This window comes from Streptomyces sp. NPDC051051, assembly GCF_040682975.1.
In the GTDB taxonomy this organism is placed as follows: domain Bacteria; phylum Actinomycetota; class Actinomycetes; order Streptomycetales; family Streptomycetaceae; genus Streptomyces.
Genome location: NZ_JBFBCB010000013.1, coordinates 103,200 through 118,348, shown reverse-complemented (window position 1 = coordinate 118,348; position 15,149 = coordinate 103,200). Strand labels below are relative to the sequence as shown.

General features: G+C 71.5%; 12 protein-coding genes and 1 pseudogene. 5 read left to right on the top strand and 8 right to left on the bottom strand.

What is annotated here, in order from left to right; genetic code table 11:
* Positions 1–120 precede the first annotated feature (120 nt).
* Positions 121–911 (top strand): annotated as a pseudogene (locus AB0N31_RS13135) (MHYT domain-containing protein).
* Between the two features lie 287 nt (positions 912–1,198).
* Here AB0N31_RS13135 and AB0N31_RS13130 read toward each other — a convergent pair.
* Positions 1,199–1,627, bottom strand: coding sequence for a PPOX class F420-dependent oxidoreductase (locus AB0N31_RS13130; protein WP_366058440.1), 429 nt, complete (start codon positions 1,625–1,627; stop codon positions 1,199–1,201).
* A 105-nt stretch (positions 1,628–1,732) separates the two neighbouring features.
* Here AB0N31_RS13130 and AB0N31_RS13125 point away from each other — a divergent pair, with 105 nt between their 5' ends.
* Together AB0N31_RS13125 and AB0N31_RS13120 are read left to right on the top strand one after the other, a co-directional pair.
* A complete protein-coding gene (locus tag AB0N31_RS13125; protein ID WP_366058439.1) occupies positions 1,733–2,146 on the top strand; it encodes a roadblock/LC7 domain-containing protein in 414 nt (137 codons plus the stop codon).
* A 127-nt stretch (positions 2,147–2,273) separates the two neighbouring features.
* The gene (locus AB0N31_RS13120; protein ID WP_366058437.1) at positions 2,274–3,227 is read left to right on the top strand and encodes a DUF6397 family protein; all 954 of its coding nucleotides are present in this window, start codon (positions 2,274–2,276) and stop codon (positions 3,225–3,227) included.
* On the opposite strand, the gene AB0N31_RS13115 is transcribed toward AB0N31_RS13120, so the two are convergent.
* Together AB0N31_RS13115 and AB0N31_RS13110 are read right to left on the bottom strand one after the other, a co-directional pair.
* Complete coding sequence (locus AB0N31_RS13115; protein ID WP_366058436.1) at positions 3,173–4,039, bottom strand: acyl-CoA thioesterase II; 867 nt, start codon at positions 4,037–4,039, stop codon at positions 3,173–3,175. The genes AB0N31_RS13120 and AB0N31_RS13115 overlap by 55 nt on opposite strands.
* Before the next feature lie 40 nt (positions 4,040–4,079).
* Positions 4,080–6,593, bottom strand: a complete 2,514-nt coding sequence (locus AB0N31_RS13110) for a DUF3516 domain-containing protein (protein WP_366058435.1) — start codon at positions 6,591–6,593, stop codon at positions 4,080–4,082.
* 145 nt (positions 6,594–6,738) lie between these two features.
* Here AB0N31_RS13110 and AB0N31_RS13105 point away from each other — a divergent pair, with 145 nt between their 5' ends.
* The gene (locus AB0N31_RS13105) at positions 6,739–7,533 is read left to right on the top strand and encodes a metal-dependent hydrolase (protein ID WP_366058434.1); all 795 of its coding nucleotides are present in this window, start codon (positions 6,739–6,741) and stop codon (positions 7,531–7,533) included.
* Positions 7,534–7,559: 26 nt separating this feature from the next.
* Here the strand turns inward: AB0N31_RS13105 and AB0N31_RS13100 are convergent, their stop codons facing one another.
* From AB0N31_RS13100 to AB0N31_RS13080, 5 genes are all read right to left on the bottom strand, one after another.
* Entirely contained in the window at positions 7,560–7,814 is a 255-nt protein-coding gene (locus tag AB0N31_RS13100) for a type B 50S ribosomal protein L31 (RefSeq protein WP_366058432.1), read from the bottom strand.
* Positions 7,815–7,901: 87 nt separating this feature from the next.
* Complete coding sequence (locus tag AB0N31_RS13095) at positions 7,902–8,372, bottom strand: DUF5709 domain-containing protein (protein ID WP_366058431.1); 471 nt, start codon at positions 8,370–8,372, stop codon at positions 7,902–7,904.
* 472 nt (positions 8,373–8,844) lie between these two features.
* Positions 8,845–10,671, bottom strand: a complete 1,827-nt coding sequence (locus tag AB0N31_RS13090; protein ID WP_366058430.1) for an ABC transporter ATP-binding protein — start codon at positions 10,669–10,671, stop codon at positions 8,845–8,847.
* Entirely contained in the window at positions 10,668–12,488 is a 1,821-nt protein-coding gene (locus tag AB0N31_RS13085) for an ABC transporter ATP-binding protein (RefSeq protein WP_366058429.1), read from the bottom strand. Before AB0N31_RS13085 ends, AB0N31_RS13090 begins: the two co-directional genes overlap by 4 nt.
* A gap of 282 nt (positions 12,489–12,770) precedes the next feature.
* Positions 12,771–13,220, bottom strand: a complete 450-nt coding sequence (locus AB0N31_RS13080) for a MarR family transcriptional regulator (protein WP_366058428.1) — start codon at positions 13,218–13,220, stop codon at positions 12,771–12,773.
* 99 nt (positions 13,221–13,319) lie between these two features.
* Here AB0N31_RS13080 and AB0N31_RS13075 point away from each other — a divergent pair, with 99 nt between their 5' ends.
* The gene (locus tag AB0N31_RS13075) at positions 13,320–15,131 is read left to right on the top strand and encodes an ABC transporter ATP-binding protein (protein ID WP_366058427.1); all 1,812 of its coding nucleotides are present in this window, start codon (positions 13,320–13,322) and stop codon (positions 15,129–15,131) included.
* Positions 15,132–15,149 lie beyond the last annotated feature (18 nt).

Below are 15,149 nucleotides of genomic sequence, written 5' to 3'. Positions count from 1 at the left end.
GTCGCTGCGTACACGTTCGGGCGAGAGGCGATCACCCCGGCTCGTTTTCGTGTCATATTGCGGCAGCTTTCGAAATGCGCCCCCTTTGTGCTTCCGTGCCCCGGCTGGCGTCCCCGAGCCATGGGACACCTGGACCACGCCGCCTTCGGCTGGCTGACCCCCGTGCTCTCGTACGCGATGGCCCGCATCGGCGCCGCCCTCGGGCTGCGCTGCACCGTCCGTGCGCTGGGCGCGACCGGGCGCTCGCGCCGCAACCGGCTCGTCACGGCGGCATCGTCGATCGGCACCGGCATCTGGACCATGCACTTCGTGGCCATGCTCGGGTTCGGCGTCGGCGGTACCGACATCCGCTACGACGTCCCCCTCACCGTGCTGAGCCTCCTGGTCGCCATGGTCGTCGTCTGCGCCGGCGTGTTCGCCGTCGGCCACAGCCGGGACCGCACGCGCGCGTTGCTGATCGGCGGGCTCACCACCGGGCTCGGCGTGGCGAGCATGCACTACCTGGGCATGGCGGCGGTGGACTGCACGGCGACGTCACCTACGACCCGATGCTCGTCGGACTCTCCGTCGCCATCGCCGTCCTCGCGGCGACCGCGGCGCTCTGGGCGGCCCTCAACACCAAGTCGCCGGTCGCGGTCACCCTCGCCTCCCTCGTGATGGGAGCGGCGGTCAGCAGCATGCACTGCACCGGGATGTTCGCGGTCCACGTCCAGGTCACGCCCTCGCCCGAGACCCCGCCCGGCGCCACGGCGATGCAGTTCGTCTTTCCCCTCGCCGTGGGTCTCGGGTCGTACCTCTTCCTGCTCCCGGCCTTCGTCGCGCTGTCGCCCACCGCGGGGGAACGCGAGGCGTCCGCCTCCGCCCAGTGGACGGAGAGCACCGTCGGCCTTCAGCAGGCCCGGACCGTATGACGGGACCGGACCTCCACCTGCGCGCCACTGACGAACGAGGAGGCCATGCGCAGACCCCGGACGACCCCACGGACGGCGCCCGCACACCGACCCCCGTACGCGGGCGCCGCGCCCACGCCGGACGGTCGAGGACCACGCGCGCGTGGAGGTGCGACAGCTCCCGGAGGCCTTCGTCGAAGGAACCGCCGTCGCGGACCTCACCCACCTGCTCGCCGAACTCGTCGAGAACACGGATGCACACCGCCCGGATCCTCGACTCCGTGAGCTGAGGGAGGCCGCCCTTCGCGTCAGTCCGCCACGGCCCTCTGCGCCAGGACCTTCTCGATCCCGACGCGGACCAGCAGTTCGCCCGGGACGCCGTTGCGGGCGCCGAACGCCTCGGCCCGGTCCTCTCCCATGTACCGGGCCGCGATACGGGTCGCCCACAGCCGCACCTGGTCGAGGTCCTCCGAGATCCGGGCGCGTCCCTGCAGCACCACGAAGTCGAACGGCGGCCGGTCGTCGTCCACGCACAGGGCGACCCGGCCGTCCCGCGCCAGATTGCGCCCCTTCACCGTCTCCTTACCGGTGTTGAACACCACCTCGTCCCCGTCGAGCAGGAACCAGACGGGTGCCACGTGCGGGCTTCCGTCGGCCCGTACCGTCGACAGCTTCGCGGTACGGGTGCCCTGCGAGACGAACGCCCGCCATTCCTCGTCGGTCATCTTCTGTGCCATGCCCCCATCCTCCTTGCCCGGCGGCCGGAGGTGGGGAAGGCTGGCGGACGGACCTGTCGGCCAGGCGGGAACACCACACGGGGAAACGTCACGGGGAGACGGATCATGGCGCAGAAGCAGAGCCTGGGGTGGCTGCTGGACGACCTGACCGAGCGGGTCGAACAAGTGCACCACGCGCTGGTCCTGTCCAACGACGGGCTGGTGGCGGGCGCCAGCACGGGACTGCGCAGGGAGGACGCCGAGCACCTCGCAGCCGTCTCGTCCGGACTGCACAGCCTCGCCAAGGGATCCGGCCGTCACTTCGGCGTCGGCGAGGTGCGCCAGACGATGGTCGAGTTCGACGACGCGGTGCTGTTCGTCACGGCTGCCGGCAGCGGCAGCTGTCTCTGCGTGCTCAGCACGGCCGAGGCCGACATGGGACAGATCGCCTACGAGATGGCCCTGCTCGTCAATCGCGTCGGAGAACACCTCACCGTCGACGCACGCCGACCCGGCAGCGACCCCTACCCGCATCTCTGACCTGCGTGTTCGCTTTCCCCTGTGGAGTTATCCACAGGCCGCCAAGAATTTCGCGAAGACGGCTACGGTTTTTCCCGAGGCCACCGCGGACGGCGCGGGGCCCTTCACTCCACGGGGGAGACCGACCATGTCAGGCAACACCGTCGCGCCACCGCACACCCTCTCCTGCGCTTACAGCCGTGCGGCACGGGAACTGGGCCTCAAGCGAAGCCAGTTCGATCTCGCCGTGCACCTCGGACGCATCAGGACCGTGCCCGACGACGGAGGCGGGGGCCGACGGGTGGCCCACGCCGAGATCGACCGCCTGCGCGCGGCGCCCGGCTTTCCCGACACCCTGACCAGGAGCGTCGAGGCCGTCGGCACCACCGAGGCGGCAGCCGTCATGCGGGTGCCTCCGAGCCGGTTCACCCGCCTGGCGCGGATGGGGTTCCTGGTGCCCGTGACGTTCTACCTGAATCGCTACCGTGCCGTCGTATGGCTCTATCTCGCCGATGAACTGCGGCAGTTCGCCGCCGACGAGGACAACGCGACCCTGCTGACGGGCCGCGCGCCCGAGGGGATGCGGGACCAGTTGGCCGCGGGACTGGACCTACGGGCCCGGAACTGGCGCGGGCGGCACCTCGGATCCCTGCTCCGGCAGGCCGAGGGGCCCTGGCAGCGGGCGGGCGCCCTGGCCGCCCTCCTGGACCCGGCACAGGTCGCCGACATCGCCAGGGACCCCTACGAACGCTCCCACCTGAACCGCTTCCGGCCCGGACCGCCGACGTACAGTGCCCCGGGTTCACCGGCAGCGCAACTGGCGGAGAGGATCACGACGGCGGCCGACCCCGACGAGATCGCCTGGCTGCGCTCCGACCTGACGCACGCCCTCGAACTGGCCCGCGCGCACCGACCGGCACCACGACCCACCGAGAAGCCCGCCCCACCGCGGCCGGCCGGGAAACGGGAACCGGCCCCGCGGACCGAGCGGCCCAGGACCGGACTCCTGGGCCGGCTGCTCCGCAGAAGCGTCCGAGACGCCGGAGCCTACAGCTTCCGGAACAGGCCCTCCTGCACGACGGACACCAGCAGCCGCCCCTGAAGGTCGTAGATCCGCCCGCGGGCCAGACCGCGACCCCCGATCGCGACGGGCGACTCCTGGTCGTAGAGGAACCACTCGTCCGCGCGGAAGGGCCGGTGGAACCACATCGCGTGGTCCAGGGACGCCATGTCGAAGTTCCGGGGCCCCCAAAGCGGTTCGACCGGAAGACGCACGGCGTCCAGGAGAGTCATGTCACTGGCGTACGTCAGGGCGCAGGTGTGCACCAGCGGATCGTCACCCAGCGGACCGACGGCACGCATCCAGACCGCACTGCGCGGCTCGGCGTCCTTGATCTCCTCGGAGCTCCAGCGCAGCCGGTCCGCGTACCGGATGTCGAAGGGCTGCCGACGCGCCATCCGCTCCAACTGCTCCGGGAGCGCGCCCAGATGTGCCCGGACCTCATCGGTGACCGTCGGCAGGGACTCCGGATCCGGTACCTCGCGGGCCGGCGGCAGCTGGTGCTCGAAGGGACCTTCCTCAGGCTGGTGAAAGGAGGCGGTGAGATTGAAGATCGTGCGCCCCTGCTGCACCGCGGTGACCCGGCGGGTCGTGAACGACCGCCCGTCCCGTACCCGTTCGACCTGGTACACGATCGGCACCCCCGGCCGGCCCGGCCGCAGGAAGTACGCGTGCAGCGAGTGCACGGGCCGATCGCCCTCTGTCGTCCGGCCGGCCGCCACCAACGCCTGGCCGGCGACCTGCCCACCGAAGACCCGCTGCAGCGACTCCTGCGGGCTGCGGCCGCGGAAGATGTTGACCTCGATCTGCTCGAGGTCCAGCAGGTCCACGAGCCTCTCGGCCGGATTCGTCATGTGTGTGCTTCTCCTGTACCGCGACTGCCTCGTCCTGTGCTCACAACTGGCCGACGTCGGTGACGCGGACCACCGCGCGACCCTCGGCGTCCGACGCCGCCAGGTCGACCTCCGCGCTGATGCCCCAGTCGTGATCGTCGTTCGGGTCGTCGAAGATCTGACGGACCCGCCACAGCCCGTGCTGCGACTCCTCCTTGATGACCAGCAGCCTGGGACCGCGGGCGTCCGGACCGGTGCCGAGGTCGTCGTACTCGTCCCAGTACTTGTCCATCGCCTCGCCCCACGCGTCGGCGTCCCAGCCGGACTCACCGTCCATCTCGCCCAACTCGTCGACGTGATCGAGGGCGGCGAGTTCGACACGGCGGAACATCGCGTTGCGGACGAGGACACGGAAGGCACGCGCGTTGGCGGTGACGGGCTTGACCTCGTCGGCCTTCTCCTGGGCCTCCTCGGCGGTCATCTCCTCCGGGTTGGCCAGCTGCTCCCATTCGTCCAGCAGACTGGAGTCGACCTGCCGCACCATCTCGCCGAGCCACTCGATCAGATCCTGCAGGTCCTCCGACTTCAGGTCGTCCGGGACCGTGTGATCGAGCGCCTTGTAGGCGCTCGCCAGGTAGCGCAGCACGATGCCCTCGGTGCGGGCCAGCTCGTAGTGCGACACCAGCTCGGTGAACGACATCGCCCGCTCGTACATGTCACGGATCACCGACTTCGGCGACAGCGGATGGTCACCCACCCACGGGTGACTCCTGCGGTACGTGTCGTACGCGTGGAACAGCAGCTCCTCCAGCGGCTTCGGGTACGTGATGTCCTGGAGACGCTCCATGCGCTCCTCGTACTCCACGCCGTCCGACTTCATCGCGGCGACCGCCTCGCCGCGCGCCTTGTTCTGCTGGGCCGCGAGGATCTGCCGCGGGTCGTCCAGCGTGGACTCCACGACGGAGACCATGTCGAGCGCGTACGACGGCGACTCCGGGTCCAGCAGCTCGAACGCGGCCAGCGCGAAGGTGGACAGCGGCTGGTTCAGCGCGAAGTCCTGCTGGAGGTCCACCGTCAGGCGCACGACGCGGCCCGTGGCGTCCGGCTCGTCGAGCTTCTCCACGATCCCGCCGTCCAGCAGCGAACGGTAGATCGCGATCGCGCGCCGGATGTGCCGCAGCTGCTGCTTGCGCGGCTCGTGGTTGTCCTCCAGCAGGTGCCGCATCGCCTCGAAGGCGTTGCCGGGGCGTGCGATGACCGACAGCAGCATCGTGTGCGTGACCCGGAAGCGGGAGGCCAGCGGTTCCGGGTCGGAGGCGATGAGCTTCTCGAAGGTGCTCTCGGTCCAGCCGACGAAGCCCTCGGGCGCCTTCTTGCGGACCACCTTGCGGCGCTTCTTCGGATCGTCGCCCGCCTTCGCGAGCGCCTTCTCGTTCTCGACGACGTGCTCGGGCGCCTGCGCGACCACCAGGCCCGCCGTGTCGAAGCCGGCCCGGCCGGCCCGGCCCGCGATCTGGTGGAACTCACGGGCCCGCAGCGTGCGGACACGGCTGCCGTCGTACTTCGTCAGCGCCGTGAACAGCACGGTGCGGATCGGCACGTTGACGCCGACGCCGAGCGTGTCCGTCCCGCAGATCACCTTCAGCAGGCCGGCCTGGGCGAGCTTCTCCACGAGTCGCCGGTACTTGGGGAGCATGCCGGCGTGGTGCACGCCGATGCCGTGCCGTACGTAACGCGAGAGGTTGCGGCCGAACTTGGTGGTGAAGCGGAAGTTCCCGATCAGCTCGGCGATCCGCTCCTTCTCCTCGCGCGAGCACATGTTGATGCTCATCAGCGCCTGCGCCCGCTCCACCGCCTGAGCCTGGGTGAAGTGCACGATGTACACGGGAGCCTGCTTCGTCTCCAGCAGCTCGGTGAGCGTCTCCGTGAGCGGCGTGAAGCGGTACTCGTAGGACAGCGGTACGGGCCGGGTCGCCGAGCGGACCACCGCGGTGGGCCGGCCGGTGCGCCGGGCGAGGTCCTTCTCGAAGAAGGACACGTCGCCGAGCGTGGCCGACATGAGGATGAACTGGGCCTGGGGCAGTTCCAGGATCGGGATCTGCCAGGCCCAGCCGCGATCACCCTCCGCGTAGAAGTGGAACTCGTCCATGACGACCTGGCCGACGTCCGCGTGCCTGCCGTCGCGCAGCGCGATCGACGCGAGCACCTCGGCGGTGCAGCAGATGACCGGGGCGTCGGCGTTGACGGACGCGTCACCGGTGAGCATGCCGACGTTCTCCGTGCCGAAGATCTTGCACAGCTCGAAGAACTTCTCCGACACCAGCGCCTTGATCGGAGCGGTGTAGAAGGTGACCTCGTCACGGGCGAGGGCCGCGAAGTGCGCACCCGCCGCGATCATGCTCTTGCCGGAGCCGGTCGGCGTCGACACGATCACGTTCGCCCCGGAGACCGCCTCGATCAACGCCTCCTCCTGGTGGGGGTAGAGCGTCAGACCGCGCTCCTGGGCCCAGGACTCGAAGGCTTCGTACAGGGCGTCGGGATCTGCGGTCGGCGGCAACTGATCGATGAGGGTCACGCCCCCATCTTGCCTGCCCCGGTGCGCAACGGGGGAATCGGATGCGAGACCGAAGATCACGGCAGCTACGCTGTGTCGCCGACGGAGCGTCATCGCACCCGGTCAACCGGACAGCGGCGCACGAGGAATGGGGCGGGCAACGGCCATGATGGGACCAGCACACTCACTGTCGGGCGCCGCCGCCTGGCTCGGCGTCGGCGCGGCGGCAGCCGCGGCCGGCCACTCGATGCCGTGGCCGGTGCTGCTCGCCGGTGCGCTGATCTGCGCCGGCGCCGCTCTGGCTCCGGACCTCGACCACAAGGCCGCGACGATCTCCCGCGCCTTCGGACCCCTCTCGCGCTGGCTGTGCGAGATCGTGGACAAGCTCTCCTACGCCGTCTACAAGAGCACGCGCAAGCAGGGCGACCCGCGGCGCTCCGGGGGGCACCGCACCCTGACGCACACCTGGCTGTGGGCGGTGATGATCGGTGCGGGCTCCTCGGCGCTGGCGATCACCGGTGGACGCTGGGCGGTTCTGGCGCTGCTCTTCGTCCACATGGTCCTGGCGATCGAGGGCCTGCTGTGGCGGGCGACGCGGGGGTCCAGCAGCGACGTGCTGGTGTGGCTGCTGGCGGCGGCGACCGCGTGGATCATCGCCGGCGTGCTGGACGAGCCGGGCAACGGGTCGGACTGGCTGTTCACGGACCCGGGCCAGGAGTACCTCTGGCTCGGACTGCCGATCGTGCTCGGCGCCCTGGTCCACGACATCGGGGACGCTCTGACCGTCTCGGGCTGCCCGGTTCTGTGGCCCATCCCGATCGGGCGCAAGCGCTGGTACCCGATCGGCCCGCCCAAGGCGATGCGGTTCCGGGCCGGAAGCTGGGTCGAGCTGAAGGTGCTGATGCCCGTGTTCATGGTGCTCGGAGGAGTGGGCGGCGCGGCCGCGCTCAACTACATCTGAGTCCTGCCGTGGCCGACGGGATCGGCTCAGGTCTGCGTGCCTTCCCCGTAGCGCCGCTCGAAGCGGGCGATGCGGCCTTCCGTGTCCACGGTGCGGGCCTTGCCGGTGTAGAACGGGTGGCTCTCCGAGGAGATCTCGACGTCCACGACGGGGTAGGTCTCCCCGTCGTCCCATTCGATCGTCTGGTCGCTGGTCGCGGTGGACCGGGTCAGGAAGGCGTAGCCGGCGGTGCGGTCGCGGAAGACGACCGAGTGGTAGTCGGGGTGCTTGTCCTGCTGCATGCGTGCTCCTCGGACAGTGCGTGCGGTGGGTGCGGGGCCGCCCGGCACGGGTGGGCCGTGGCGGCCGGACCGGACGGACGGCGCCGATCAGCCGGGCAGGGCGTCCTCGTCGACGATGTGCATCGCTGCCTCCTCCGCGGAGGAGGCAGCGCCGTCGATACCGACGTCGGTGGCGACCAGGGCACTCTCCTCGTCCTCGTGGGCTCCCTCGTCCGGTGCGACGAGCCGGCCGGAGCGGACGGCGCCGACCTCGTTGTCCAGGAGTTCCCCGTCGGTGCCGTCGCAGTCGCCGAGGCCGTCGCCGTCGGGTGCGACGAGGTCGGGCAGTTCTTCCGCGAGCCGCTGGTCCAGGGTCTCGCCCCGCCGGCGCTCCGCGGCCGTCACGCCGGAGTGCTCCACGGCCCAGGGCCGCTCAGGAGGCGACCATCCCCGGTCCAGGGGATCGCCGACGCCGTCGTTCTCCAGAGTGTCCTCCGCGTCGAGAAGTCCGGCGTCGTCCTGGATCTCGGAGGCGTCGGGCTGGTAGACGTCGTCTCCCCATCCGTCGGCGCTGTTCACGGGTACCTCCAGGGGGTGACGGGCCCGTCCTCACCGCGAGGTCGGCGGTGGGCGACCGTGGCACGGGACACCGACCGGCGGCGGTGCGCGCCGGACCGGCCGGCCCGGCTGCCTGCCGCGGGGGGTGCCGCTCTCCAGCGTTCCACCCCCCTTCGGGAGTGCGCAACGCCAGAGCCGCGCCGACGCGCTCGGACGCGGGCGGAGGGCCTCCCCCCCGGCGCCGCCGGCGTGGCGACTCCGGTGGTCCGCCGACGGGGGCCCCACCGGTCCCGCGCAGCGTCGTCACCCCGGTGCGGTGTCCGCCTCCCGTTCGTCCGGCGGTGATCCGGCCTCGTGGGGCAGCCGCCCGTCCCGCGGTGGTCCGGCCGCCGTATCCGCCCCGGGTGAGCCGGGCGGCCGGCTCCCGCCGGTCCGTCCGGTTGCGGGCCGGCCGCGACCGGTTCCTGTCCGTCCGGGTCCCGGATCCGCCTCCTCAGCCGTGCCAGGACCGCCACAGGGCCGCGTAGGCCCCGTCCGCGGCGACCAGCTCGGCGTGGCTGCCCAGCTCGCTGATGCGGCCGTTCTCCACGACGGCGATGACGTCCGCGTCGTGCGCGGTGTGGAGGCGGTGGGCGATGGCGACCACGGTGCGGCCGTCCAGGACGCGGGCGAGGGAGCGTTCCAGGTGACGGGCGGCGCGCGGGTCGAGCAGCGAGGTCGCCTCGTCGAGGACCAGCGTGTGCGGGTCGGCGAGGACCAGGCGGGCCAGCGCGATCTGCTGGGCCTGTGCCGGGGTGAGCACGTGCCCGCCCGAGCCGACCTCCGTGTCCAGGCCGTCGGACAGGGCGCGTGCCCAGCCGTCGGCGTCGACCGCGGTGAGCGCCGCCCACAGCGCGGCCTCCTCCGCCGGCCCGGCGTCGGCCTGATCAGGCCGTTCCTCCTCGAGGCGGGCGTGGGGGAGGGCCAGACGGAGGTTGTCGCGCAGCGAGCCGACGAAGACGTGGTGCTCCTGGTTGACGAGCGCCACGTGCGAGCGGACGCGTTCGGCGGTCATCCGGGACAGCTCCGCGCCGCCGAGGGCGACCCTGCCGTCCCTGGGCGCGTAGATGCCCGCGAGGAGCCGGCCCAGCGTGGACTTGCCCGCGCCGGAGGGGCCGACGAGGGCCAGCCGGGTGCCGGGCGTGACCTCCAGGGACACCTGGCGCAGCACGTCGACGCCCTCGCGGTAGCCGAAGTGGACCCGCTCGGCGAGCACGTCCCGCCCGTCCGGTTCCAGCCCGGGGTCACCGGCGTCCGACTCGATGTCGCGCACCCCGACGAGCCGGGCCAGCGACACCTGCGCGACCTGGAGCTCGTCGTACCAGCGCAGGATCAGGTTCACCGGGTCGACGAGCATCTGGGCGAGCAGCGCGCCCGTGGTCAGCTGACCGACCTCGATCCAGCCCTGCAGGACGAACACCCCGCCGAGCATGAGGACCGAACCCAGGACGGTGACGTGCACGAGGTTGATGACCGGGAAGAGGACCGACCGCAGCCACAGCGTGTAGTCCTCCCAGGCCGTCCACTGCTTGATCCGCAGTTCCGACAGTCCGACGCGGCGGTCGCCCAGGCGGTGGGCCTCGACGGTACGGCCGGCGCCCACGGTCTCGGCGAGGGCGGCGGAGACGGAGGCGTAACCGGCCGCCTCCGAGCGGTAGCCGGCCGGGGCCCGTTTGAAGTACCAGCGGCAGCCGGCCACCAGCAGGGGCACCGCGACCAGTACGGCCGGTGCCAGCGGCGGAGCGGTCACGACGAGTCCGCCGAGCAGCAGCGCCGCCCACATCACGCCGATCGTCAGTTGCGGCACGGCCTCGCGCATGGCGTTGCCCAGCCGGTCGATGTCGGTGGTGATGCGCGACAGCAGGTCACCCGTGCCGGCCCGCTCCAGCACGCCCGGCGGCAGCCGCACCGCCCGGACGAGGAAGTCCTCGCGCAGGTCGGCCAGCATGCGCTCGCCGAGCATCGCGCCGCGCAGCCTCACCTGCCGCACGAAGACGGCCTGGACGACGAGGGCGAGGGTGAACAGCGTCGCGGTGAGACCCAGGTGGAGTTCGCGGGTTCCTTCCGACAGCCGCTCCACGACGTCGCCGAGCAGCCACGGGCCCACCATCGAGGCGACGGTGGCGATCGTGTTGACGGCCAGGAGGATCCCGAACGCGCGCCGGTGCCGGCGCAGCAGTTCGGCCACATAGGCGCGTACGGTCGCGGGGGCGCCGACGGGCAGCGTGTCGGCTGTCGTCGGTGCCGCCGGATCGTGAGCCGGTGGCGCCACGCCGATCATGCGGACTCCTCGATCTCGTGCCGTGCTGTGTCTTTCAGTCCGTGCAGTCCGTGCAGTTCGTCCAGCACACCGCTCAGCGCGGTCTCCTCGTCGGTCTCGCGGGTGACCACTGCGCGGTACCGCGGCTCGGTGTGCAGCAGTTCGCGGTGCACACCGGCGGCGACGGCCAGGCCCTCGTGGACGAGGACCACGCGGTCGGCCCGGTCCAGCAGCAGCGGGGACGAGGTGAACAGGACCGTGGTGCGCCCCGTCCTGATCTCCCGCAGCCCTTCGGCGATCCGTGCCTCGGTGTGCGAGTCGACGGCGGAGGTGGGCTCGTCCAGGACGAGGACCTCCGGGTCCGTGAACAGCGACCGGGCCAGTGCCAGCCGCTGGCGCTGGCCGCCCGACAGGGAGCGTCCCCGCTCGGTGATGTGGGCGTCCATCGGATCGTCCACGTCCAGGGAGCCCTGGACAAGGGCGTCGAGGACGTCCCCGCACCGGGCGGCCGCCAGCGCCGCGGCCGCGTCGACCGCGCCCGAGGCGGGCACGTCGAGCAGGTCGCGCAGGGAGCCCGACAGCAGCACCGGGTCCTTGTCCTGGACGAGGACGGCGGCGCGCGCGCTGTCCAGCGGCAACTCGTCCAGCGGGACCCCGCCGAGCAGCACGGACGGGCCGTTCTCGGCAGGGTGTCCGCCGAGGCGTTCGGCCAGCCGCCCGGCGGCGTCCGGGTCGCCGCACACCACGGCGGTGAGCCGTGCGGCCGGGGCGAGAAGGCCGGTGGCCGGGTCGTACAGGTCACCGGCGGGCAGGTCCGCGGCGCGTGATCCGCCCGCGTCCGTGACCCGTTCCATCGACAGGACGCGGGCGGCGCGTTTCGCCGACGGACGGGAGAAGGAATAGGCCATCGCGATCTCCTCGAAGTGCCTGAGGGGGTACGCCAGGACCATGACGGAGCTGTAGACGGTGACGAGTTCGCCGACGGAGATCCGGCCCGCGCGGGCCAGGTGGACGCCGTGGAACACGACCGCGATCAGCAGCAGCCCCGGCAGCAGGACCTGGACGGCGCTGATCAGCGACCACATGCGGGCACTGCGCACGGCCGCGTGACGGACTTCCTGGGAGGCGCGGCGGTAGCGGTCGAGGAAGAGGTCCTCGCCGCCGATGCCTCGCAGCACCCGCAGGCCCGCCACGGTGTCGGAGGCCAGTTCGGTGGCGCGTCCGGCCTTCTCCCGCTGGAAGTCGGCCCGACGGGTCGCGCGGGGCAGCAGGGGCAGCGCCGCGAAGGCGACGACGGGCAGGCCCACGGCGACGACGACGCCGAGGGCCGGCTGGTAGACCACCAGGCCGACGCAGACGAACACGACCGTGAGGGCGGCTGCCGTGAAGCGGGAGGCGGCCTCGACGAACCAGCCGATCTTCTCGACGTCGCCGGTGGAGACGGCGACGACCTCCCCGGCCGCGACCCGCCGGCTGAGCGCCGAGCCCAATTGCGAGGCCTTGCGGGCGAGGAGCTGCTGGACGCGGGCGGCCGCGGTGATCCAGTTGGTGACGGCGGCGCGGTGCAGGAAGGTGTCCCCGAGCGCGGTGGCGGCGCCGAACAGGGCCATCAGTCCACCGGCGAGGGCCAGCCGGGCGCCGGAGCGGTCGACGACCGCCTCGATGGCGAACCCCACGCAGAACGGCTGGGCCGAGACGGCCGTGAAGTGCAGCAGGCCCCAGGCCAGGGAGGTGAGCTGACCGCCCAGTTGTCTGCGTCCGAGCCACCACAGGAATCGGGGCCCCGAGCGGGCGTCGGGCACACCCGGGTCTGGATAGGGAAGGTCTCGGATCTTCATGACGTCCCGGTGGCTCGTGTCAGGGATGGGGGAGGGGACCGCGGCGAGCGGCGACAGCAAACCGTGAAAGGTTCGCTCCGCAGGGTGGTCGGAATCAACCGGTTTTCCGTGGCACCGCGTGGTTCCGGCTGCCACCGGAAGCGGTCGTCGCCCCGGGGAACCCGCCGCCGGCGCCCAGTGCGGCCGGCCAGTCGTCGGAAAGTCGTCCCCAAAGGCGACGACCGCCCCTCCGGCATCCCGGAGCGGCGGCCGTGGCCTGCCCTCGTGTCGTGCGTGAACGCCTCAGCAGTGGGGGGCCGCCGTCCCGCCGATCAGCGTGTCCAGCAGATCCCCGAGCACCGCCCGCTCCACGTCCGTCAGGGGGGCCAGGATCTCCCGCGCCGCCGACTGACGTGCCCGGTGCAGTTCGCGCAGCGTGGCGCGGCCCGCGTCGGTCAGCTCGATCCGGATCACCCGGCGGTTGGTCGGGTCGGGTACCCGGCGGACCTTGCCGTGCGCCTCCAGCCCGTCGACCAGCGTGGTCACCGCCCGTGGCACGACCTCCAGGCGTTCGGCGAGGTCCGCCATCCGCGGCGGTGCGCTGAAATGGGAGAGGGTGCGCAGCAGGCGGGACTGGGCGGGCGTGATGCCCAGGTCCGACAGCTCCAGATGGTGCTTCTGGATGCGGTGCACCCGACGGGTGAACCGCAGCAGCTGCTCGGCGAGCGCGCCGTCGGGATCTGAGGTGGTCATGCGGGAACAATATCAGGACGCCGCTCATTGTGAGTATAGGTAACAATGAGCTACGCTCCCTGTGTCTCGCTCACCTCGCCTCACCTCCCGTAGGAGCCCATGCACCCCGACACGCCAGATTCCTGGAACCCGTCCGGCGACACCGGGGAACACCCCCGGCAGGTACGCCGCATCCTGAAACTCTTCCGTCCCTACCGCGGACGGCTCGCGGTCGTCGGCCTGCTCGTCGCCGCCTCCTCGCTCGTCTCGGTGGCCACGCCGTTCCTGCTGAAGGAGGCCCTGGACGTCGCCATCCCCGAGGGCCGCACCGGCCTGCTGAGCCTGCTCGCCCTCGGCATGATCCTCAGCGCCGTCCTCGCCGGAGTCTTCGGCGTCCTCCAGACGCTGATCTCCACCACGGTCGGCCAGCGTGTGATGCACGATCTGCGCACCGCCGTCTACGGCCGCCTCCAGAGCATGTCGCTCGCGTTCTTCACGCGCACGCGCACCGGCGAGGTCCAGTCCCGCATCGCCAACGACATCGGCGGCATGCAGGCGACCGTCACCTCCACCGCCACATCCCTGGTCTCCAACTTCACCAGCGTCGTCGCCACGATCGTCGCGATGGTCGCCCTCGACTGGCGCCTCACCGTCGTCTCGCTGCTCCTGCTGCCGGTGTTCGTGTGGATCAGCCGCCGCGTCGGGAACGAACGGCGGAAGATCACTACTCAGCGGCAGAAACAGATGGCGGGGATGGCCGCCACGGTCACCGAATCGCTCTCGGTGAGCGGCATCCTGCTCGGCCGCACCATGGGCCGCGCCGACTCCCTCACCCACTCCTTCGCCGACGAGTCCGAGCGCCTCGTCGACCTCGAAGTGAGGTCGAGCATGGCCGGCCGCTGGCGCATGGCCGTCATCGGGATCGTCATGTCGGCCATGCCGGCCGTCATCTACTGGACCGCGGGCCTGACGATGGAACTCGGCGGACCCGGCGCCTCCCTGGGCACGATCGTCGCCTTCGTCTCGCTCCAGCAGGGCCTGTTCCGCCCGGCCGTCAGCCTGCTGTCGACCGGAGTGCAGATCCAGACCTCCCTCGCGCTCTTCCAGCGCATCTTCGAGTACCTCGACCTGCCCGTCGACATCACCGAGCGGGCGGACCCGGTCCACCTCGACCAGATCAAGGGCGAGGTCCGCTTCGAGCACGTGGAGTTCCGCTACGACGGCGACGACGACACGGTCGCCCCCGTCCTCGACGACATCGACGTGACCGTCCCGGCCGGCAGCAGCCTCGCCGTCGTCGGGCCGACCGGCGCGGGCAAGTCCACGCTGGGCTACCTGGTGCCGCGTCTGTACGACGTGACCGGCGGCCGGGTCACCATCGACGGGGTCGACGTCCGCGACCTCGACTTCGACACCCTCGCGCGCGCGGTCGGCGTCGTCTCGCAGGAGACGTACCTCTTCCATTCCTCGATCGCGGACAACCTGCGCTTCGCCAAGCCGGACGCCACCGACGAGGAACTGCACGCCGCGGCGCGGGCGGCCCAGATCCACGACCACATCGCCGCGCTGCCCGACGGGTACGACACGGTCGTGGGCGAGCGCGGCCACCGTTTCTCCGGTGGTGAGAAGCAGCGCCTGGCCATCGCCCGCACCATCCTGCGCGACCCGCCGGTGCTGATCCTCGACGAGGCGACCAGCGCCCTGGACACCCGGACCGAGCACGCCGTCCAGGAGGCCATCGACGCGCTCTCGGCCGACCGCACCACGCTCACCATCGCCCACCGGCTGTCCACCATCCGCAGCGCCGACCAGATCGTGGTCCTGGACTCCGGCCGATTGGCCGAACGGGGTACGCACGAGGAGCTGCTGGAGCGCGACGGGCGGTACGCCGAGCTGGTGCGCCGGGACGCCCGCCTGGAGCCGACGAGATGACAAGATGACGATAGGCCG

Bases quoted from the DNA above. Each gene is read 5' to 3' on its own strand.
- AB0N31_RS13130 (WP_366058440.1), bottom strand. From the start codon at position 1,627: ATGGCACAGAAGATGACCGACGAGGAATGGCGGGCGTTCGTCTCGCAG.
- AB0N31_RS13125 (WP_366058439.1), top strand. From the start codon at position 1,733: ATGGCGCAGAAGCAGAGCCTGGGGTGGCTGCTGGACGACCTGACCGAG.
- AB0N31_RS13120 (WP_366058437.1), top strand. From the start codon at position 2,274: ATGTCAGGCAACACCGTCGCGCCACCGCACACCCTCTCCTGCGCTTAC.
- AB0N31_RS13115 (WP_366058436.1), bottom strand. From the start codon at position 4,039: ATGACGAATCCGGCCGAGAGGCTCGTGGACCTGCTGGACCTCGAGCAG.
- AB0N31_RS13105 (WP_366058434.1), top strand. From the start codon at position 6,739: ATGATGGGACCAGCACACTCACTGTCGGGCGCCGCCGCCTGGCTCGGC.
- AB0N31_RS13100 (WP_366058432.1), bottom strand. From the start codon at position 7,814: ATGCAGCAGGACAAGCACCCCGACTACCACTCGGTCGTCTTCCGCGAC.
- AB0N31_RS13090 (WP_366058430.1), bottom strand. From the start codon at position 10,671: ATGATCGGCGTGGCGCCACCGGCTCACGATCCGGCGGCACCGACGACA.
- AB0N31_RS13085 (WP_366058429.1), bottom strand. From the start codon at position 12,488: ATGAAGATCCGAGACCTTCCCTATCCAGACCCGGGTGTGCCCGACGCC.
- AB0N31_RS13080 (WP_366058428.1), bottom strand. From the start codon at position 13,220: ATGACCACCTCAGATCCCGACGGCGCGCTCGCCGAGCAGCTGCTGCGG.
- AB0N31_RS13075 (WP_366058427.1), top strand. From the start codon at position 13,320: ATGCACCCCGACACGCCAGATTCCTGGAACCCGTCCGGCGACACCGGG.